Raw genomic sequence first — 18,485 nt, 5'->3', positions numbered from 1 at the left:
CGGGAGCAAGCTCCCTCGCCACAGGGCCTGCGTCGTCCCTGAGTTGTGTAGATACCTATGCCCCGATGAGGGAGTGTCTGACTCATCGCCATCGGGGCAAGCCCCCTCCCACCCTACATTCCGAGCCACTGCGGCAGCGCCAGGGAAATGAACGGCAAGTACGTCACCATGATCAGGAACACCAACAGGATCATCAGCCACGGCATCGCCGCGCGAATAGTCTGCCCCAATGTCAGCCCGGTCACCGCCGAGGTCACGAACAGGTTCAGCCCCACCGGCGGGTGCACCAGGCCGATTTCCATGTTCACCACCATCACAATCCCCAGGTGAATCGGGTCAATGCCCAGCTTCATCGCAATCGGAAAAAAGATCGGGGCCAGGATCAGCACAATGGCCGAAGGCTCCATAAAGCTGCCGGCAATCAGCAGCACCACGTTGACCATGATCAAAAAGCCAATCGGCGTCAGCCCTTCCGAGATTACCCACGCGGTGATTTGCTGGGGGATCTGTTCGGTGGTCAGCACGTGAGCAAACAGCATGGCGTTGGCGATGATGAACATCAGCATGATCGACAAGCGCCCCGACTCCAGCAGCACCTTGGGGCAATCGCGCAGCTTCATGTCCTTGTAGACGAACAGCGCGACGAATGCTGAATACACGGCCGCCACTGCCGCCGCTTCGGTCGGGGTGAACATGCCGCTGTAAATGCCGCCGAGGATGATCACCAGTAGCAACAGGCCCCAGAACGCTCGGCGTGCACAGCTCAGCCATTCACGGAATGTCGCCCGGGGTTGGGCCGGCAGCTTCTTGATGCGGGCGACGATGTAGATCGCGACCATCAACATCAGGCCCAGCAGCAAGCCCGGAATCACCCCGGCCATGAACAACTTGCCCACCGAGGTTTCGGTCGCCGCCGAATACACCACCATCACAATCGACGGCGGGATCAGAATGCCCAAGGTCCCGGCATTGCAGATGATGCCCGCACCAAATTCCTTCGGATAACCGGAGCGCACCATGCCCGCCACGGCAATCGAACCCACTGCTGCCACCGTGGCCGGTGACGACCCGGACAGCGCTGCAAACAGCATGCACGCCAGCACCGCCGCAATCGCCAGGCCACCGCGGATATGCCCGACACAGGCGTTGGCAAAGTCGATCAGCCGCTGGGCCACGCCGCCGGTGGTCATGAAGGCACCGGACAACAGGAAAAACGGAATCGCCAGGAAGGTGTAGGCATCGCTGGTTTCAAACAGCTTGATCGCCAGGGAACTCACCGAGTCCTGGCTGAACATCAGGATCGACACCGCACCGGACAGCCCCAGGGCAATCGCAATCGGCACGCCCAGGAACATGAACACGAACAACAGCAAAAACAAACAGAGCACGGCCATCAGTGACGCTCCTCATGGCTGCCGGCCAACTTGCTGGCCTCACCGGCCTCGTCGGCCAACCCCAACCCGACCTGGCGGTGGGTAAAGATGCGGTAGAAAATTTCCAGGTAGCGGATCAATACCAACGCAAAGCCAATGGGCACGATCACCACGATGTCGCCGACATCGATGCCGAACTGGTCGAGGTCTTCGGCGCCGATATGCGCGGTCATCACCGCACTTACCCACTTGTAGCTGGCCACCATGAACAGCCCGGCATAGGCCAGGCAGCACAGGCAGGCGAGCATGCCGAGCAGACGCTGCACCGGGCGCCGGGTCAGCCGCACCAGCGCGTCCACACCCAGGTGGCCAGCAGTGCGCACGCCGTAGGAAATGCCGAAGAAAATCAACCAGCCGAACATGGCCTTGGTCAGCGCCACACTCCAGGTCATCTCTTGGGCCCACGTCATGCTGCCGTCGCCCAGGGCATTGAAGAAGGGGCTGCTCCAGGCCCATTTGTCGGCCAGGGTAAAGAACAGGGTGTAGACGTTGTTGAGCATGACGTAGACGAACGTCACCAGGGTCATGGCGGCCAGCAGGAAAGCGATAAAGCCTTCCTCCAGGTGCTCCCAGACGCGTCTTAGCGTTTGCATGGCAAAACCTCGCGAGGCAGAGATAGGTAAAAAGCCAGGTCAACCTGCTAGATCGTTCTCACGCTCCGCGTGGTAATGCCGCCCCGGACGTTCCACGTTCTGTATCACGCCGTGCGTAAGGCGACGCGGAGCGTCACGGGATGCATTACCACGCGGAGCGTGGGAACGATCAGTCGCGGGCAAGCCCGCTCCCACAGGGGATTACTGATTGGACTGGTCCGCCGCCTTGATCAGGCCGGCCCCAATCTCGCCTTCGAACTTCTGCCACACCGGGCGCATGGCTTCGCGCCACAGCGCACGTTGCTCGGGGGTCAGTTCGATGATTTCGCTGGTCTTGGCGTCGATGATCTTCTGCTTGGCCGACTGGTTCAGCGCTTCGGCCTGCTTGTTCACCTCCACGGTGACCTCGGCCATGATCTGCTCCAGGGTGCTGCGCACATCCGGCGCCAGGCCGTTCCAGAATGTCGCGTTAGTGATCACCATGTAGTCGATCAGGCCGTGGTTGGACTCGGTGAAGTACTTCTGCACTTCGTTGACCTTCTGGCTTTCATAGTTCGACCAAGTGTTCTCGGTGCCATTCACGGTACCGGTCTGCAGGCCCTGGTAAACCTCGGCAAAGCTCATCTTGCGCGGGTTGGCGCGGATCGCCTTGAACTGTTCTTCGAGCACACTGGAAGCCTGCACGCGGAACTTCAGGCCACGGGCGTCCTTGGGTTCATGCAGGGCCTTGTTGGCAGAGAGTTGTTTGAGGCCGTTGTGCCAATAGGCCAGGCCGAGGATGTTTTTATCCTGCATCGAGGTCAGCAGTTGCTTGCCCTGGGCCGCCTGGAAACGGTCGACGGCGGCCAGGTCGTTGAACAGGAACGGCAAGTCGTAGATCTGCACTTGCTTGGTGTAGTGCTCGAATTTGGCCAGGGACGGGGCCAGCATCTGCACATCACCCAGCAGCAATGCTTCCATTTCCTTGCCATCGCCAAACAGCGACGAGTTCGGGTACACCTCGACCTTGACCTTGCCGGGCAGGCGCTCTTCAGCAAGTTTTTTGAACAGCAGCGCGCCTTGGCCTTTAGGGGTGTTTTCAGCAACCACGTGGGCGAACTTGATCACAATCGGGTCTGCCGCCTGGGCCAGGCCAGCGGTAAACAAGGTGGCGGCGCACAGCAGCGCCCGGGAAAGCTTGAGCATGGGAATCACCTTCTTATTGTTGTGTTTAAGGCAAGGTGCCTGATGTTACGCGTGTCGTGAATTTCGAACTTTAGATACCTGCGTTCGGCCTGGCCGAACGCGTCCAGTGTGGGAGCTGGCTCTAGGTTCCATCAGTCAGAGCTGGCAGTGAGCAGCCGTTGCGCGCGCAGCAACACCGGCGCATCCACCATCTGCCCATCAATCTGATAAGCCCCTGCCCCATGGGCGCCCGCCTCCACCACCCGCCTGGCCCAGGCCAGCTCTTGGGCGCTCGGCGCTAGCGCGGCATGGATCACCGCCACTTGCTTGGGATGAATGCACAACGCCCCGGCAAAACCCATCTCATAGGCGTGCCGGATCGAACGGTGCAGGCCTTCGGGGTCGTCGATGGCCGGGTGCACGCCGTCCAGCGGCGCCGCCAGGCCCGCGGCGCGCGAATGCACGATCAACGCCAGGCGCGCCTGGTCGAGGGCCAATTCGGCGGCACGGGAGTGACTGCTCAGGTTCAGGTCCAGCGCCAGGTCCAAGCCACCGAACGACAGGCGCTCCACCTGGGGCGCCTGGGCAATCTGCGCCAGTGCCAGCAAACCGCGTGCGCTTTCGATAATCGGCCAGATAGCCTTGCCGGTCGCGGCCACCACAGCCACCTGGGCCGCGCTTTCGACCTTGGGCAGCAATACCCCGGCGACATTTGCATGGGCCTTGCAGAACGCCACGTCCTCAAAATGCTCGGCATGTTGCGGCGCGTTGATGCGCACCCACACCTGGGCCTCAGGATGGGCGTGCAGGAACGCGCCCAGATTATCCCGGGCCTGACGTTTGAGCGGCTCTTCCACCGCGTCTTCAAAATCCACAATCACTGCGTCGGCGCCGCTGGCCAGGGCCTTGGCAAACCGCTCCGGGCGGCTGCCCGGCACAAACAGCGCAGAACGTACTAAAGGCTTTGGCATCACGTGATTCCTGATTAGATAACGCCGCGCTCACGCAGACTGTTAATGGCCTCAACGGAGTAACCCAACTGGTCGAGGATGCCTTGGCTGTGTTGCCCCAGCGCTGGAACGCCGTCCATGCGCGGGGTAAACGCGGCGTTACGGGCCGGTGGCAGCAGCGAGGGCAACGGCCCCGCCGGGCTGTCGACGTCACGCCAGCTGTCGCGGGCCTTGAGTTGCGGGTGGTCCCACACGCCTTGCATGTCGTTGACCCGGGCACTGGCAATTTGCGCGTGCTCCAGGCGCTGGATCACCGCCTCGACGTCCAGTTGGGCAAAGCGCTCCACAATGATCTGGCGCAGCACCTCGCGGTTGGCCGAGCGCTTGAAATTGGCGCTGAAGCGCTCGTCCGTCGCCAATGCCGGGGTGAGCAGCACTTTGTCGCAGAACGCCGCCCATTCGCGCTCGTTCTGCAAGCCGAGCATCACCGTGCCGCCGCCCCCGGTGGGAAACGGCCCGTAGGGGTAAATCGTCGAATGCGCGGCACCCGCACGCGGTGGCGGCGGCGCGCCGTCGAAGGCGTAATACATCGGGTAGCCCATCCACTCCACCAGGCTTTCGAGCATGCTCACATCGATGCGACTGCCCTGGCCGGTTTTGCCGCGCAGCAGCAGCGCCGACAGAATGCCGCTGTAGGCGTACATCCCGGCGGAGATATCCGCGATGGAGCAACCGGCCTTGGCCATCTGCTCTTCACCTGGGCCACCGGTCACCGAGAGAAAGCCGCCCTCGCTCTGGATCAGCAGGTCGTAGGCTTTCTTTTTCTCGTAGGGCCCGCCTTCGCCGTAGCCGGAAATATCGCAGACGATCAGGCGTGGAAAGCGCACGTGCAGCGCCTCGAACGATAAGCCCATGCGCGCTGCCGCGCCGGGGGCAAGGTTCTGCACCAACACATCGGCATCGGCCAAAAGCGCATCCAGAATAGCGCCCGCCTCGTCCTGCTTGAGGTCCAGGGTCAGGCTTTCCTTGGAGCGGTTGGTCCAGACGAAATGCGACGCCAGGCCACGCACCCGCTCGTCATAGCCACGGGCGAAGTCGCCGGTGCCGGGTCGCTCTACCTTGATGACCCGGGCACCGAGGTCGGCCAGCTGGCGCGTGCAAAATGGCGCGGCAATCGCGTGTTCCAGGCTGACGACGGTGATGCCGTCCAGCGGTCGTTGTTCAGTCATGACAAATCCCTCAAAGCCAATGGGCCATGGACGCGGTAGTACGCAGGTTCCACACCTGCTCGATCAGGCCTCTGGCCTGGGTCGGGGTGCGGGCGCCGCTGAAGTGGGCCAGGCGCTGGAACTTATCCGCCAGTTCGGCCCGACTCAGGGTGTTGCCCGGGTCGCCCTTGGGTTCATCAATGGCACCGCGCAGCGTGCGGCCATCGGTGGTGGTGACCGTGACGCGGCCCAGCCAACGTTGCGGGTAGGCGCTGTCGACTTCCGCGTCCAGGGTCATGCTGACCTTGTCGCGAAACGCCGCGACCGCAGGATCGGTCAACGCCAGCTCATGGAATTCAGGCAACCCGGCCTTGCCATGCACAGCGATCAGCCCAAGCACGGTGCCCATGGAAAACTTCGCCTGGTGCACGGTGGCCGGTACCGTCACTCGGCCGAGTACGTCAATGGCGCCTTGGTGCACGTGGGTTCGCACCTGGGAGATCTGCGCAGCGCTCAAGCCTTCACGCTGCATCACGGCCAGCAGCGCCTCGGCAGCAGGATGGGTGTGGCGACAGGAGGCGTGGAACTTGAACGAGGTTTCCACCAGCGCCCAACGGCTGCCCAGCTCGGCAGACAATTTGCCCGGCTGGGCATCACTGGACATACCTGCCGCCAAACCTTGCTCACCTTCAAGGATATTGCGCGCGCCGGTCAGCCCATCGGCCGTAAGGTAAGCCGCCAGCAAGCCGTCCGCCGCCGCCTTGGCCGTGTGCAGTTGTTTGGAGTCGGCGGCATCGCGCAGAAACTCCCACACCCCGGCAGCCTGGGTGCCGGCGCTGCCGAGCAGGTTGATGAATTGTTCTTCGTTGAAATCGAGCAACTTGCCCACCGCGACCGCCGCCGCCAGGGTGCCGACCGTGGCCGTGGTGTGGAAGATGCGGTAGTGCGAGCGGCCCATGAACTCACCGATGCGAATCCCCGCCTCGTAGCCGGCCACCGAGGCCAGCAAGAGTTCACGGCCAGCCTTGCCGAGGTCCTGGGCAGCCGCCAACGCGGCGGGAAACACCACGGTGGCCGGGTGCAGCACGGAGCTGTTGTGCAGGTCATCCTGCTCCACCAGGTGTGAGGAGGCGGCGTTGACCAGTGCGGCGAAATACGCGCTGGTGCCGGTGCCGTTGACGATCACCTGGGCCGGGCCGCTGCTCGGGCCCATCTTCTGCGCGTAGCGTTCAAACAAGGGAATCGGGTGCGCGCCTTGGCTGGCCAAGGCGGACGCGAGCCAATCCAGGTACAGCTCTTCGGTACGCGCCAGCACGGGCTCGGGCAATTGTGAGTACGTCAGCTCGGCCAGGAACCGGCACAGGGCTTGGGTATGATGCATGCTCAAGGCCCTCAGAAGCTGCGTGGCAATTCGAGCAAATGCTCGGCCACGTAGGACAGGATCAGGTTGGTGGAGATCGGCGCCACCTGGTACAGGCGGGTTTCGCGGAACTTGCGCTCCACGTCGTACTCGCAGGCAAAGCCGAAGCCGCCGTGGGTTTGCAGGCAGGCGTTGGCCGCTTCCCAGGACGCCTTGGCCGCCAGGTACTTGGCCATGTTGGCACTGGCCCCGGCGTTCTTGCCGCTGTCGTATTCCTCGCAGGCACGCCAGCGCATCAGGTCGGCCGCTTCGATCTCGATATGCGCCTCGGCAATCGGGAACTGCACGCCCTGGTTCTGCCCGATTGGCCGGCCAAACACCACACGGTCGCGGGCATAGGCGCTGGCCTTTTCGATGAACCAGCGGCCGTCACCGATGCACTCGGCGGCAATCAGCGTACGCTCGGCATTCAGGCCATCGAGGATGTATTTGAAGCCCTTGCCCTCCTCGCCAATCAGGCTGTCCAGGGGCAGCTCCAGGTTGTCGAAGAACAGCTCGTTGGTCTCGTGGTTGACCATATTGGCGATGGGCTGCACGGTGAGGCCGTTGCCGATGGCCTGGCGCAGGTCCACTAGGAAGATCGACATGCCTTCGGACTTTTTCTTTACGTCGGCCAAAGGCGTGGTGCGCGCCAGCAGGATCATCAGGTCGGAATGCTGTACCCGAGAGATCCAGACTTTCTGGCCGTTGATCACGTACTTGTCGCCGCGCTTGATCGCCGTGGTCTTGATCTTGGTGGTGTCGGTGCCGGTAGTGGGCTCGGTGACGGCCATCGACTGCAGGCGCAATTCACCGCTGGCCAGCTTGGGCAGGTAGTAGCGTTTTTGCGCCTCGCTGCCGTGACGCAGCAGGGTGAACATGTTGTACATCTGGCCGTGTACGGTGCCCGAGTTGCCGCCGCAGCGGTTGACTTCCTCAAGGATCACCGAGGCTTCGGCCAGGCCCAGGCCGGAACCGCCGTATTCCTCGGGGATCATGGCCGACAGCCAACCGGCGTCGGTCAGGGCCTTGACGAAGGCTTCAGGGAAGCCTTTTTTTTCATCGATCTTGCGCCAGTAAGCGGCATCGAACTCGGCGCACAAGGCGCGCACGCCTTCGCGGATGGCCTTGAGTTCTTCGTTGTCATGGGCATTCATTAACGGCTCTCCGCCTGTTGTTATCGGGTTATTCGAAATGCACTTGGGCGGTCTGCGCCAGGCCTTCAGTGTTGCCCGCCCAGAGTTCTGCGACGCCGGTTGCGGTGATACGCCCGCCCACCTCAAAAGGCTGTGGCGCAATCAGTGGGCGCACGCCGCGATAGGCAAAGCGGCGCAGGGTCGCCTCAGGGTGCGCCCGGCAGAACGCACGCAGGTTCAAAGTGGCGATCAGCGGGCCATGCACCACCAGGCCGGCATAGCCTTCGGTGCCGGTGACGTAGGGGTAGTCGTAGTGGATGCGGTGGCCGTTGAACGTGACGGCGCTGTAGCGGAACAACAGGGTCGGCGTCGGCTCGACGGCCTCTGTCCATTCGCCCCGGGCCAGCGCGTCGCCGCTGCCAGGCTTGGGTGGCGTGGGTTCGCGGTAGACGATGTCCTGTTCCTCGCGGATGGCCAGCCGCCCTTCCTGGGAGTAGTCATGGCGCACAGTGACAAATAGCAGTGAGCCGGTGCGCCCGGTCTTTTCTTCGACCTGGGTGATGGTCGACACGCGCGTAGCCGCCTCGCCAGCCCGCAGTGGCTGCAGAAATTCAAGACGCCCACCGGCCCACATGCGATTGCGGTTATCGGCCGGCGGCAGGAACCCGCCGCGTGCCGGGTGGCCGTCGCTGCCCAACGCCACCTCCGGCAGCGGGTCCTGGAAAAAGCACCATTGCCACAACGCAGGCACAGCGTCGCCGTCGGCAGGCACCTCTTCACCTAACGTCGCGGCGATGCGCTTGAGCAGGTTATGACTCAGGTGGTCGTGGGCGGTCTCACTTCGGCCGATCCAATCAGTGGCGCTCATCGGGTGCAGGTCCTCAGGCAGTGGGTGTCTGCCGTGGATCATGCAAGGGCCTGCCCGTTCTGAGAATTTGCATTTCAATAAACCAGCGTTCGGTTAAGCTGAACGCACCATTCCTATGCGTACCTCTTGTGGCGAGGGAGCTTGCTCCCGTTGGGGCGCGAAGCGGCCCCAAAAAACAGGTCTGCTTCGCAGTCCAGCGGGAGCAAGCTCCCTCGCCACGGGTGATCACAAGCCTGGAGTTTTTGCATGCACTTCGATCTCGCCGACCTGCGCCTGTTTATCCATATCGCCGAATCCCCCAGCCTCACCCAGGGTGCCAAGCGCGCCTTCCTGTCGCCGGCTGCCGCCAGTGCGCGGATCAAGGCCCTGGAAGGTCAGCTCGACACGCGCCTGTTGTACCGCGACAGCCGAGGCGTGGAGATCACCCCGGCAGGCGAGCGCCTGTTACACCATGCGCGGTTGATCATGCGCCAGGTGGATTACCTCAAAAGCGAGTTCACCCAATACGGCGTGGATTCGGCCGGGCATATCCGTATCTTCGCCAACACCACGGCGGTCACCGAGTTTTTGCCGGAGGTCTTGGCAGGCTTTCTGTCACAGCGCCCGGGCGTCACCGTCGACCTGCAGGAGCGCCTGTCGCGGGACATCGTGCGTGGGGTGCTCGATGGCACCAGTGACATGGGCATCATCGCCGGCCCCGTGGAAGCCTCCGGCCTGCAAGTGTTGCATTTCAGCACCGACGAACTGGTGCTGATGGTACCCGTCGGGCATCCGTTGGCCGACCAGCCTTCGGTGACCCTTGAGCAGACCCTGGCGTATCAGCATATCGGCCTGCATGAAGGCAGCACGCTGTTGAGTTTCCTGCGCGAACACGTCGAGCGTCTGGGCAAGCAATTGTCGCTGCGTATCCAGGTCTCGAGCTTCGAGGCGATCTGCCGGATGGTCGAGGCCGGCGTGGGCATTGGCATCATTCCAGAGTCCGCCGCCCTGCGTCACAGCCGCACCATGCAGCTGGTGACGGTAAAACTGGACGAGCCCTGGGCGATTCGCGAGCGCAGCATCCTGGTACGCGAGCTGGAAGCGCTGCCGGGGACCATACGCGCCCTGATCGCCACGTTGATGCCTGCCCCCCTGGGCAAATCCTGATGTTTTTATAAGCGGCCGTTAACAGTCTTTGACAGTTTCCCGACAAAGCACTCAAAGATTCTCAGTACCCGCCGCCCTAGCATTCCAGCATCCAAATCATCATTCGGGTGCTCTTGATGTTTCGCAGACTGCGCGGTATTCCGCTATTGGGTTGCCTGTTGGGCAGTATCGGTTGCCACTCGCAACCGCCTGCCCCGCCGCCGATTCAAAAAGGTGATTACGGCGCAATCATCCGCTACCTGCAAACCCGCATTCCCCAGGAGATGGCGCGGGACAATGTGGCGGGATTGTCGATTGCCCTGGTCAATGGCCAGGAGCTGATCTGGGCCCGCGGCTTTGGCCTGGCTGACAAAGACCTGGGGGTGCCGGTCACGCCCAATACCGCGTTTCGCGCAGGTGGCATCTCCAAGCTGCTGAGCGCCACGGCAGCGCTGCAACTGGTGGAGCAGCAACACCTGGCGCTGGATGCGCCGATCCAGCAGACCCTGCGTGAGTTCTACGTACGCTCCCGCTTTCACAGCGACCAGGCCGAGGCGGATCGAGCGATCACCTTGCGGCGCTTGCTCAGCCATCAATCCGGCTTGCCCAGCGAGCACCTGCGCGACCTGCGCAGCACCTATGCCATGGGGCAGATGCCGATGCGTGTGTCGGGTGTGTGGCTGAGCAGCCTGCCGGGTTCCCAGGTGGCGTATTCCAACCTTGGCTATGCCTTGGTGGGCGCCGCCATTGAGCGCAGCAGCGGCAAAAGCTTCGAAGCCCAGTTACAAAGCAGCCTGCTCACACCCTTGAGAATGAACCAGTCCAGTTTCCTGGGCACCGGTGCGCAAATGAGCTATCGCGCCCACGGCTACGAGGATGGCAAGGCCAGCACCGACCCACAGGTGCGTGACCTCGCCGCCGGCGGCCTGTGGACCAGCCCCAAAGACCTCAGCCGCTACGTACGCATGCTGTTTGCCAAGGGCACCTACAAGGGCAGCCAGATCCTCGGTAGCACGTCTATCGACGCCATGTTTACCCAGCAAAACACCGGCAATGCCTTGGATTTCGACTGCCAGATGGGCTTGGGCTGGTTCTTGGCGCCCTGTGGTGACGAGCCCATCGGCCCCGGTGTGCGCACCTACCAGCACAGCGGTGGCGGCGACGACTTCGTGGCCCAGTTGACCCTGCTGCCGGATCAGCAACTGGCCGTGGTCATCATGGCCAACGACAGCAACGCCGAAGACATGGTGGTGTCGCTGACCACCGACAGCCTGCGCCTGATGCTCCAGGCTCAGACCGGCAAGCCCGTATGCGCCGATGACTGCCAGGCCCCCAGCCACGGCCTCAAGCTGCGCCATGTACCGGCGGCGGTGGATCGCAAGCGCCTGGCAGGCTTCTACGCGACCGCCTGGGGCGTGTTCCGCATCAGGGATGAGCATGCGCGCTTGAGCGGTGAACTGGCCGGCTACGATTTCCAGCTATTGCGTGATGAGCAAGGCTGGCTGCGGGCGCAGAAAAAGATACTGGGGTTCTGGCGCAAGGACCTCGGCGAGTTGGGCCGCGTGCAGCTGGATGTGCTCACGGTACAAGGCCGCCAAATGCTCACCGCCCGCAGCCACGGCCAACGCATTGCCATCGGCGAGCGCATCGAGCCGCCGCCCTTGTCCGCCGCGTGGGCCAACACGGTCGGCACCTACCAGGTGCTCAGCAGCCATGAACCCGACGCGCCATTGAGTGGCATCAGCGTGCGCCAGGAGGACGGTTTCCTGGTGATTCGCGGCCAATTGCACGGCGAGCCGCTGACCGACTACATCCTGCTGCCCATCGACAACGCCCATGCGGTGCTGGCCGGCAACGGCTACGGCCTGGGCGATACCGTCAGCCGCCAGGTCAACGGCCTGAGTGCTTCGGGCTACTCGTTCAAACGCACCCATTCACCCCACACACCCTTGAACCTCTAACCAGGAAAACACCCTGATGCACTCAAAAAACCTGTGCCTGTCATTGACCTCACTGTGCCTGCTCGCCGCCGCCGATACGGCGCTTGCCGAAGACTGGCAATACAGTCTCGAGGCCGGCATGGCCAACGCCCCCCGCTACAGTGGCAGCGACGAACGTATGACGGCGCCTGTGCTCGGCGGCAGAATCATCAGCCCCTGGGGCGTCTTCCTCGACACTGATACGGGCTTGGGCTGGGGTTACGAAGGCAATGCCCTGAGCTTCAGCGCATACGTTGGCGCAAGCGATTCGCGCAAGGATAAAAATGAAAGCATGCATGCCGGCTCCAAACGCCTCAAAGGCATGGGCGAGATCAAGTCACGTCCGCAATTGGGGGTGAGTGCCGCCTACAACCTCGGAGGTGTGATCATCGGCGCCACCCTGGAACATGCGCTTGAAGAAGATAAACACAAGGAAACCGGCAAGGCTTTTACCCACCTGGAGTTGAGCCTGGGTACCAATCTCTATGAAGGCCGCTACGGCTCCGTCGATGCCGCCATCAACAGCCACTTCGGTGACCGCAACTACCTGCAAACCTGGTACGGCGTGACTGCCGACCAGGCCACCCGCAGCCGCTTCAAGGAATACAAGGCAAGGGCCGGCAATATCAGCAATGGCATGAACCTCTCATGGAGCGTGCCGATCAACGAACACACGCAGTTCTCGACCTTGCTGGATGTGCAATACCTGGCGGATGAAGCAGGCAAGAGCCCGATCGTGGAGCAGCGGCTGCAGGCATCGGTGTTGGGGGAGCTGCAGTACACCTTCTGATCTGACTTGCCCTCTGTAGGAGCGAGCTTGCTCGCGAAAAACTCGCAGGCGCCGCGTTTATCCAGAGAACACGCGTTATCGTTGAGGCTTTTCGCGAGCAAGCTCGCTCCTACAGGATGGCATTGGGGCAAGCCCCCTTACTCTGCATAGGCCCACGTCATTCGAAACGACGCCCCGCCCCACTCCGAATCCTGCACTTCCACCTGCCCGCCATGCCACTGGCTGACACGCTTGACCAGCGCCAGGCCCAGACCAAATCCGCCTGTGCGGCGGTCGCGGCTGGCGTCAAGGCGCAGGAAGGGTTCGAATATCTTGGTGCGACCCTCCAGCGGTACTCCCGGCCCATCGTCGTTGACCCGCACTTCGTAACCGCTGCCAAACTTGACCAGCGACACTTCCACGCGACGATCGGCATAACGAATCGCGTTGCGCAGCAGGTTGATCACGGCCCGCGCCATAAAGCGTGGCTCGATCTGGATAACGTCCACCTCGCAGGTGCGCAACGACAACTGCACCCCTTCCGCTTCGGCCTCCAGGGCCACGCTGCCGATCACACTGTCGAGCCAACTGTGGGCCTCGATATGCTCGCGGGTGACCTGGGTAGCGCCTGGCTCAAGGCTGGCATAGGTCAACAGCTCGGAGACCATTTCTTCCAGCTCACCGAGGTCGGCGTACATGTCGTTGATCAACGCTCGGCTTTGCCGTGGGTCGCTCTGCTGCCTGAGCTGGTCCAGCTCGAATGACAGCCGCGCAATCGGCGTACGCAATTCGTGGGAGACCGCGTTGGTGAGTTCGCGCTGGTTGGCGATCAAACCTTCGATGCGCTCGGCCATCTGGTTGAAGTGCCCGGCCAGTGAACGCACGGTGGAGCGAGTCGGCAGCAAGATGCGCGAGCCCAGGTCATTGTCACCGAAACGTTGCGCTGCCAGGCGGATGTGCTCCAGGTCGCGCCAGTGTGGACGCACCCAGAAATACAGGACGATGGCCAGGCTCACGCCCAGGAAAGCGTAGGCCCAGAGGTACAACCACTTGGGTTCCTCCGGCAATCTGATTTCGAGCAGTTGCGGGCCGTCGTCGATAGGCGCAAGAAATTTCATGAAGTCCTCGCGCACCACCACCTGGCCAGCCGCCAGGAGTTTCTGTTCCCGTTCGCTCAAATCCTGGGTGTCGCGCTGCACCAGTTCGAGCCGCAAGCCGTAATGCGGTTGCAGTTCGTCCAGGCGTGCCTGGCGCGCCTCTGCCTGCACGGGGCGCAACTGTTCCACCAGGGCCCAGGCCGGGCCGCGCAGGGCTTCACGGTTATAGGTTTCGTTGGATTCGGGCATGTAAGCGTCCAGGCCGAAGTTGACCAACCAGATCGACCCGGCCAGACCGAGCGCGAGAATCAAATAGAGGCGCAGGTACAAGCGCAGCATCTACACCTCCCACGCGAACGGATTGAACAGGTAGCCCTTGCCCCAGATGGTCTTGATGCACACCGGCTCGCGGGGGTTGTCATTGAGCTTGCCGCGCAGTTTGCTGATGTACACGTCTACGCTGCGGTTCAGCCCGTCAAAGGCAATGCCGCGCATGCGGTTCAGGATGTCGTCGCGAGAGAGGATCTTGCCCGCGCTGCTGGCCAGCAACCACAGCAACTCGAACTCCATGGTGGTGAGGTCAATGGTCTCGCCGCCCAGGCGGACCACCCGGCAACTGCGATCAATCGACAAGCGGCCAAATTCCAGGGCACCGCGCACGGTGGGCTCGGGTACCTGGCGGCGCTGCAGCGCACGCAGGCGCGCCAACAACACCGGCGGTTTGATCGGCTTGATCACGTAGTCGTCAGCACCGGACTCAAGGCCAAGGATATGGTCCAGGTCATCTTCCTTGGCGGTGAGGATCACGATGGGCGTGTCCGACACGTTGCGAATCTCGCGGCAGACATGCAGCCCGCTCTGACCCGGCAGCATCAGATCGAGCACGACGATCTTCGGCTTGAAATCCAGGAACGCCACCAGCGCTTCATCGCCCCGGTACACCACCCGTACCTCGAAACCATGCTGCGACAGAAAATGCGAGACCAGCCCTGCCAGCTTTTCATCGTCCTCAACGAGCAGGACCTTGCCCAGACCCAGGTTTTCCATAAGTTCTCAGTGTGGATGCGCGGATTGAAATGGGGCCATTATAGGTGGCAAGCTGGCCGACAGAGGTGGCTGACCAGTCCACAGCGAAGAAGCTTCATGCTTTTAAGAGTTTTTAACAAATAGCCTGCAGTTTTTAACGCCATTGACAGGGAGCTCCATGCGCAAGGATTACCTGGCGTTCTTCATTTCGCTGTTCCTTTCACGGCTGGCCGACCAGGTTCTGCTGTTTATCGTGCCACTGATCGTGTTCCAGACCACGCAAAGCGTGTCGTGGGCGGGGTTGGCGTTTTTTATCGAGTCACTGCCGCGCTACCTGGCGTTTCCGGTGTGCGGCGCGTTGTGCGACAGGTTTTCACCGGTGCGTATCCTGCATATCAGCCAGGTGTATCGGGCCCTGGCCTGCGTGGTGGCGATGGCGCTGTATGGGCTGTTCGACGGTATCCATTGGCTGGTGATGCTGTCCGCGTTGTGCGGCGTGCTGACCACCCAGGGCATCATGGCGCGGGAAGTGGTGATGCCGCATATCTTCGGGCAGTACACCTACGCCAAGACCTTGTCCTATTCGCAGATCGCCGACCAGGGCGGACTGGTGCTCGGGCCATTGGTGGCGGCGCTGATGCTGGAAGTCTGGGCGTGGCCATGGGTAGTGCTGGGCGTCGCCGCGCTGTTTGTGCTGGCAGACCTGGCGATGCTGATCTGGCAACGCAACACCACGGTGGACCTGCACATCCATGAACAACAGCCGGGTAACTGGCTGCAACCCCTGCGCACCGCTTTTGGCCACATCCTCAACCGGGTGGAGTTGAAACGCATCATCGTCCTGGCGGTCGGTGTGAACCTGATGGTCGGCGTGACGCTGGCTACCTCGGCTGCCATGGTCACCGGCCACTACGCAGCGGGCAAAGACGCCTATGCCCTGCTGCAAGCCGCCGGGGCGCTGGTGACCATCGCGATTCTGTTCTACCTGGCGCATTCATCACTGAAGCTGAAGGTACTGGGCGGGTTGTCGTACTCGATGATCACCGTGGGCGCGCTGATCACCGCGCTCAGCCCCGGCGTGTGGGCCTACGCGGTGGGTTTCCTGCTGCTGACCGGCTTCGACAAGATGTTCAACGTGTACCTGCGCAGCACCCGCCAACGGGTGATTCCGGTGCAGGACTTCGGCAAGACCGTTGGCGTGATGACCTTGCTCAACAACCTGGCCCAGCCCTTGGCGGGCTTGATGATTGCCGTGTTGGCAGCGCCTTTGGGCACGCCAACGGTGATCCTGCTGCTGACCGGGATCACCGCCTTGATCGGTGTGGCCGTGGCCTCAGGCTGGCACGCCACTGTGAAAGCGGAACTCGACGTCGGGTGATTCGATCAGGTCCTGCTCGGTGGCCCGCACCCGCTCGATCACCTGGGCGATGTCCTTGGCGTCGCCGTACTGGTATGCCAGCTTCAAGTAGCCCTGGAAGTGCCGCGCCTCGCTTTTGAGCAAGCCGAAATAGAACTTGCCGAGTTCTTCGTCCAAATGCGGCACCAGCGCTTCGAAGCGCTCGCAACTGCGCGCTTCGATAAAGGCGCCCACCACCAGGGTATCCACCAGCTTGACCGGCTCATGGCTGCGCACCACCTTGCGCAAACCCGAGGCGTAACGGCCGGCGTGCAGTTGACGCAGTTCGACCTTGCGCTTTTTCATCAGGCGCATGACCTGCTCGTGGTGCACCAACTCTTCGCGGGCCAGGCGCGACATCATGTTGATCAGGTCAACGTGGCCGTAGTACTTGGCCATCAGGCTCAAGGCGGTGCTGGCGGCTTTGAATTCGCAGTTCTTGTGGTCGATCAGCAGGGTTTCCTGATCGGCCAACGCGGCCTGGACCCAGGCATCGGGGGTGCGGCAGCCGAGGAATTCATGGATTTCGGGCAGGTTCATCGGGCTCACGGGCAAAGGATCACAAAAGGGCGCCGATTATACCGACCCCGTCGCAGACCACCAGCCACCGGCCTTGATGTGTATCAACATGACGGCTGCGTAGCAGCAACTATAGTTATCCAACGCCTGCCCTTTTGGAGATCCCGACCATGCAAGCCATCCGCAGCATCCTGGTGGTCATCGAGCCCGAGCATTCGGAAAGCCTGGCCCTCAAGCGTGCCAAGCTGATTGCCAAAGTCACCGACGCGCACCTGCACTTGCTGGTCTGTGACAAGAAGCACGAGCATTCGGCGCTGCTGAGCCTGCTCAAGGAAGGCTTGAAAGAAGACGGCTACAGCGTCACCACCGAGCAGGCCTGGAACGACAGCCTGCATGAAACCATCATCGATGTGCAGCAAGCCGAAGGCTGTGGCCTGGTGATCAAACAGCACTTCCCCGACAACCCTCTGAAAAAAGCCCTGCTGACCCCGGCGGACTGGAAGTTGCTGCGCTACTGCCCAACGCCGGTGTTGCTGGTCAAGACCGCCACCCCCTGGGCGGGCGGCGTGATCCTGGCGGCCATCGACGTGGGCAACGCCGACGGCGAACACCGCTCGCTGCACAATTCGATCATCGACCATGGCTTTGATATCGCCAGCCTCGCCAAAGCGCAGTTGCATGTGATCAGCGCTCACCCCTCGCCCATGCTGTCGGCGGCAGACCCGACCTTTCAGCTCAAGGAAACCATTGAGGCGCGCTACCGCGAGCAATGCAAGGCCTTCCAGGCCGAGTTCGACGTGGACGACAGACATCTGCATATCGAGGAAGGCCCGGCCGATGTGCTGATCCCACATATCGCCCATCGGTTGCAGGCGGCGGTGACCATTATCGGCACGGTGGCGCGCACGGGGATTTCCGGCGCGTTGATCGGCAATACCGCAGAAGTGGTGCTGGATGCGGTGCAAAGCGATGTGCTGGTGCTCAAACCGCAGACGCTCATGGACCATCTGGAAGAGCTGGCGACCAAGCCCTGACACCGACCTTCAGGCAATGTGGATCAAATGTGGGAGCTGGCTTGCCTGCGATTGCGGTGGGTAAGCGGGCGCATTTGCTCCTGACACACCGCTATCGCTGGCAAGCCAGCTCCCACATTGACCTCGCCAGTCAGTTACCCAGCGCATCTTTCAAGAACCCCGGCGCGATATAGCGCTGGTAATGCGCCTCGGACAAGATAAAGAACTCGCGATCAATGGCATCGCGCAGTTCAGGCAGCGCCCAGTCGCGAAACTCCGGCAACAGCACCATGCCATAGGCTTCCAGGTTATTGATCACCCGGGCCCCACGGGCGATCAACTGGTAGGCCCAGCAATACTCGGACTGGTGTGGCACAAAGCGAATCTTGCGTTGCTCCAACTGCCCGCGCAGGGTCTTGGGGTCGAAAACCTCCACTTTACCGGCCATGACCTGCACTAACAGCTGCTCAAGCCTGAGCCAGACCGCGCGTTTTTCTTCTTCGTTATAGCCGTTCCACTGGATCACTTCATGGTGGAAGCGCTTGCATCCACGGCACACGAGATCGCCGTAGACCGTGGAGCACAGGCCGACGCAGGGGGTCTTGATGGTTTGGTTGGGCATGGGCAGCAACACGCAAATCAGCGAAACAGTGCGCCATGTTAGCCCTTTGTCTAAGGTTGATCACCCAGCAAACTTGAGCAGGCAACTTACCTTTAGATTTTTTTTGCCGTAGAATCACCCGGCCTTGTAAGGCGCCAATAATCCGCTGGAAGCTGTTTTCAAAGCGTCACGAGCACAGTCGTTCCTTC

The 18,485-nt window shown here is 62.0% G+C and carries 17 protein-coding genes; 5 read left to right on the top strand and 12 right to left on the bottom strand.

What is annotated here, in order from left to right; all coding sequences use genetic code 11:
- Positions 1 to 113: 113 nt before the first annotated feature.
- The 8 genes from dctM to ACP7CZ_RS19340 all read right to left on the bottom strand — a co-directional run bounded on the left by dctM (position 114) and on the right by ACP7CZ_RS19340 (position 8,751).
- A complete protein-coding gene (gene dctM, locus ACP7CZ_RS19375; RefSeq protein WP_014718351.1) occupies positions 114 to 1,394 on the bottom strand; it encodes a C4-dicarboxylate TRAP transporter large permease protein DctM in 1,281 nt (426 codons plus the stop codon).
- Positions 1,394 to 2,026, bottom strand: a complete 633-nt coding sequence (locus tag ACP7CZ_RS19370) for a TRAP transporter small permease (protein ID WP_034125996.1) — start codon at positions 2,024 to 2,026, stop codon at positions 1,394 to 1,396. Before ACP7CZ_RS19370 ends, dctM begins: the two co-directional genes overlap by 1 nt.
- A 201-nt stretch (positions 2,027 to 2,227) precedes the next feature.
- Positions 2,228 to 3,211: a TRAP transporter substrate-binding protein gene (locus ACP7CZ_RS19365; protein WP_034125997.1), complete on the bottom strand. Its 984-nt coding sequence runs from the start codon at positions 3,209 to 3,211 to the stop codon at positions 2,228 to 2,230.
- Between the two features lie 131 nt (positions 3,212 to 3,342).
- On the bottom strand, positions 3,343 to 4,161 hold the full coding sequence (locus ACP7CZ_RS19360; RefSeq protein WP_252950622.1) for an HpcH/HpaI aldolase/citrate lyase family protein: 819 nt from the start codon (positions 4,159 to 4,161) through the stop codon (positions 3,343 to 3,345).
- A gap of 14 nt (positions 4,162 to 4,175) precedes the next feature.
- Positions 4,176 to 5,369, bottom strand: coding sequence for a CaiB/BaiF CoA transferase family protein (locus ACP7CZ_RS19355; RefSeq protein ID WP_034125999.1), 1,194 nt, complete (start codon positions 5,367 to 5,369; stop codon positions 4,176 to 4,178).
- A gap of 10 nt (positions 5,370 to 5,379) precedes the next feature.
- On the bottom strand, positions 5,380 to 6,729 hold the full coding sequence (locus tag ACP7CZ_RS19350; RefSeq protein WP_294204225.1) for an MmgE/PrpD family protein: 1,350 nt from the start codon (positions 6,727 to 6,729) through the stop codon (positions 5,380 to 5,382).
- Positions 6,730 to 6,740: 11 nt separating this feature from the next.
- Positions 6,741 to 7,904 (bottom strand): acyl-CoA dehydrogenase family protein, encoded by a 1,164-nt coding sequence (locus ACP7CZ_RS19345; RefSeq protein WP_072446330.1) that lies wholly within the window; start codon positions 7,902 to 7,904, stop codon positions 6,741 to 6,743.
- Between the two features lie 28 nt (positions 7,905 to 7,932).
- Positions 7,933 to 8,751 carry an FAS1-like dehydratase domain-containing protein gene (locus tag ACP7CZ_RS19340; protein ID WP_072446329.1) on the bottom strand — a complete coding sequence of 273 codons (819 nt, stop codon included), beginning with the start codon at positions 8,749 to 8,751 and terminating at the stop codon, positions 7,933 to 7,935.
- Positions 8,752 to 8,997: 246 nt separating this feature from the next.
- Here ACP7CZ_RS19340 and ACP7CZ_RS19335 point away from each other — a divergent pair, with 246 nt between their 5' ends.
- The 3 genes from ACP7CZ_RS19335 (at position 8,998) to ACP7CZ_RS19325 (ending at position 12,645) form a co-directional block, all read left to right on the top strand.
- Positions 8,998 to 9,897: a LysR family transcriptional regulator gene (locus tag ACP7CZ_RS19335; protein WP_034126002.1), complete on the top strand. Its 900-nt coding sequence runs from the start codon at positions 8,998 to 9,000 to the stop codon at positions 9,895 to 9,897.
- A gap of 116 nt (positions 9,898 to 10,013) precedes the next feature.
- Entirely contained in the window at positions 10,014 to 11,837 is a 1,824-nt protein-coding gene (locus ACP7CZ_RS19330) for a serine hydrolase domain-containing protein (RefSeq protein WP_057975751.1), read from the top strand.
- A gap of 16 nt (positions 11,838 to 11,853) precedes the next feature.
- Positions 11,854 to 12,645: a MipA/OmpV family protein gene (locus ACP7CZ_RS19325; protein WP_072446325.1), complete on the top strand. Its 792-nt coding sequence runs from the start codon at positions 11,854 to 11,856 to the stop codon at positions 12,643 to 12,645.
- A 137-nt stretch (positions 12,646 to 12,782) separates the two neighbouring features.
- On the opposite strand, the gene ACP7CZ_RS19320 is transcribed toward ACP7CZ_RS19325, so the two are convergent.
- Both ACP7CZ_RS19320 and ACP7CZ_RS19315 read right to left on the bottom strand, forming a co-directional pair.
- On the bottom strand, positions 12,783 to 14,060 hold the full coding sequence (locus tag ACP7CZ_RS19320; protein WP_054897953.1) for an ATP-binding protein: 1,278 nt from the start codon (positions 14,058 to 14,060) through the stop codon (positions 12,783 to 12,785).
- Entirely contained in the window at positions 14,061 to 14,768 is a 708-nt protein-coding gene (locus ACP7CZ_RS19315) for a winged helix-turn-helix domain-containing protein (protein ID WP_054921321.1), read from the bottom strand.
- A gap of 157 nt (positions 14,769 to 14,925) precedes the next feature.
- Here ACP7CZ_RS19315 and ACP7CZ_RS19310 point away from each other — a divergent pair, with 157 nt between their 5' ends.
- Positions 14,926 to 16,125, top strand: a complete 1,200-nt coding sequence (locus ACP7CZ_RS19310; RefSeq protein WP_054897954.1) for an MFS transporter — start codon at positions 14,926 to 14,928, stop codon at positions 16,123 to 16,125.
- Here ACP7CZ_RS19310 and ACP7CZ_RS19305 read toward each other — a convergent pair.
- Positions 16,081 to 16,683, bottom strand: a complete 603-nt coding sequence (locus ACP7CZ_RS19305; protein WP_032892116.1) for a tRNA-(ms[2]io[6]A)-hydroxylase — start codon at positions 16,681 to 16,683, stop codon at positions 16,081 to 16,083. The genes ACP7CZ_RS19310 and ACP7CZ_RS19305 overlap by 45 nt on opposite strands.
- Positions 16,684 to 16,832: 149 nt before the next feature.
- On the opposite strand from ACP7CZ_RS19305, the gene ACP7CZ_RS19300 reads away from it, so the two are divergent.
- Positions 16,833 to 17,696: a universal stress protein gene (locus tag ACP7CZ_RS19300; RefSeq protein WP_034126007.1), complete on the top strand. Its 864-nt coding sequence runs from the start codon at positions 16,833 to 16,835 to the stop codon at positions 17,694 to 17,696.
- A 130-nt stretch (positions 17,697 to 17,826) separates the two neighbouring features.
- Here the strand turns inward: ACP7CZ_RS19300 and ACP7CZ_RS19295 are convergent, their stop codons facing one another.
- Positions 17,827 to 18,297, bottom strand: coding sequence for a DUF1289 domain-containing protein (locus ACP7CZ_RS19295; protein ID WP_032892118.1), 471 nt, complete (start codon positions 18,295 to 18,297; stop codon positions 17,827 to 17,829).
- Positions 18,298 to 18,485 lie beyond the last annotated feature (188 nt).

This window comes from Pseudomonas sp. DWP2-2 (assembly GCF_049897065.1).
GTDB lineage: Bacteria > Pseudomonadota > Gammaproteobacteria > Pseudomonadales > Pseudomonadaceae > Aquipseudomonas > Aquipseudomonas paracarnis.
This window is presented reverse-complemented; position numbering and strand designations above follow the sequence as displayed.

Coding starts and splice junctions, on each gene's coding strand:
- ACP7CZ_RS19335 (WP_034126002.1), top strand. CDS start 8,998: ATGCACTTCGATCTCGCCGACCTGCGCCTGTTTATCCATATCGCCGAA.
- ACP7CZ_RS19355 (WP_034125999.1), bottom strand. CDS start 5,369: ATGACTGAACAACGACCGCTGGACGGCATCACCGTCGTCAGCCTGGAA.
- ACP7CZ_RS19345 (WP_072446330.1), bottom strand. CDS start 7,904: ATGAATGCCCATGACAACGAAGAACTCAAGGCCATCCGCGAAGGCGTG.
- ACP7CZ_RS19330 (WP_057975751.1), top strand. CDS start 10,014: ATGTTTCGCAGACTGCGCGGTATTCCGCTATTGGGTTGCCTGTTGGGC.
- ACP7CZ_RS19370 (WP_034125996.1), bottom strand. CDS start 2,026: ATGCAAACGCTAAGACGCGTCTGGGAGCACCTGGAGGAAGGCTTTATC.
- ACP7CZ_RS19295 (WP_032892118.1), bottom strand. CDS start 18,297: ATGCCCAACCAAACCATCAAGACCCCCTGCGTCGGCCTGTGCTCCACG.
- ACP7CZ_RS19310 (WP_054897954.1), top strand. CDS start 14,926: ATGCGCAAGGATTACCTGGCGTTCTTCATTTCGCTGTTCCTTTCACGG.
- ACP7CZ_RS19350 (WP_294204225.1), bottom strand. CDS start 6,729: ATGCATCATACCCAAGCCCTGTGCCGGTTCCTGGCCGAGCTGACGTAC.
- ACP7CZ_RS19305 (WP_032892116.1), bottom strand. CDS start 16,683: ATGAACCTGCCCGAAATCCATGAATTCCTCGGCTGCCGCACCCCCGAT.
- ACP7CZ_RS19340 (WP_072446329.1), bottom strand. CDS start 8,751: ATGAGCGCCACTGATTGGATCGGCCGAAGTGAGACCGCCCACGACCAC.
- ACP7CZ_RS19365 (WP_034125997.1), bottom strand. CDS start 3,211: ATGCTCAAGCTTTCCCGGGCGCTGCTGTGCGCCGCCACCTTGTTTACC.
- ACP7CZ_RS19360 (WP_252950622.1), bottom strand. CDS start 4,161: ATGCCAAAGCCTTTAGTACGTTCTGCGCTGTTTGTGCCGGGCAGCCGC.
- ACP7CZ_RS19325 (WP_072446325.1), top strand. CDS start 11,854: ATGCACTCAAAAAACCTGTGCCTGTCATTGACCTCACTGTGCCTGCTC.
- ACP7CZ_RS19300 (WP_034126007.1), top strand. CDS start 16,833: ATGCAAGCCATCCGCAGCATCCTGGTGGTCATCGAGCCCGAGCATTCG.
- dctM (WP_014718351.1), bottom strand. CDS start 1,394: ATGGCCGTGCTCTGTTTGTTTTTGCTGTTGTTCGTGTTCATGTTCCTG.
- ACP7CZ_RS19315 (WP_054921321.1), bottom strand. CDS start 14,768: ATGGAAAACCTGGGTCTGGGCAAGGTCCTGCTCGTTGAGGACGATGAA.
- ACP7CZ_RS19320 (WP_054897953.1), bottom strand. CDS start 14,060: ATGCTGCGCTTGTACCTGCGCCTCTATTTGATTCTCGCGCTCGGTCTG.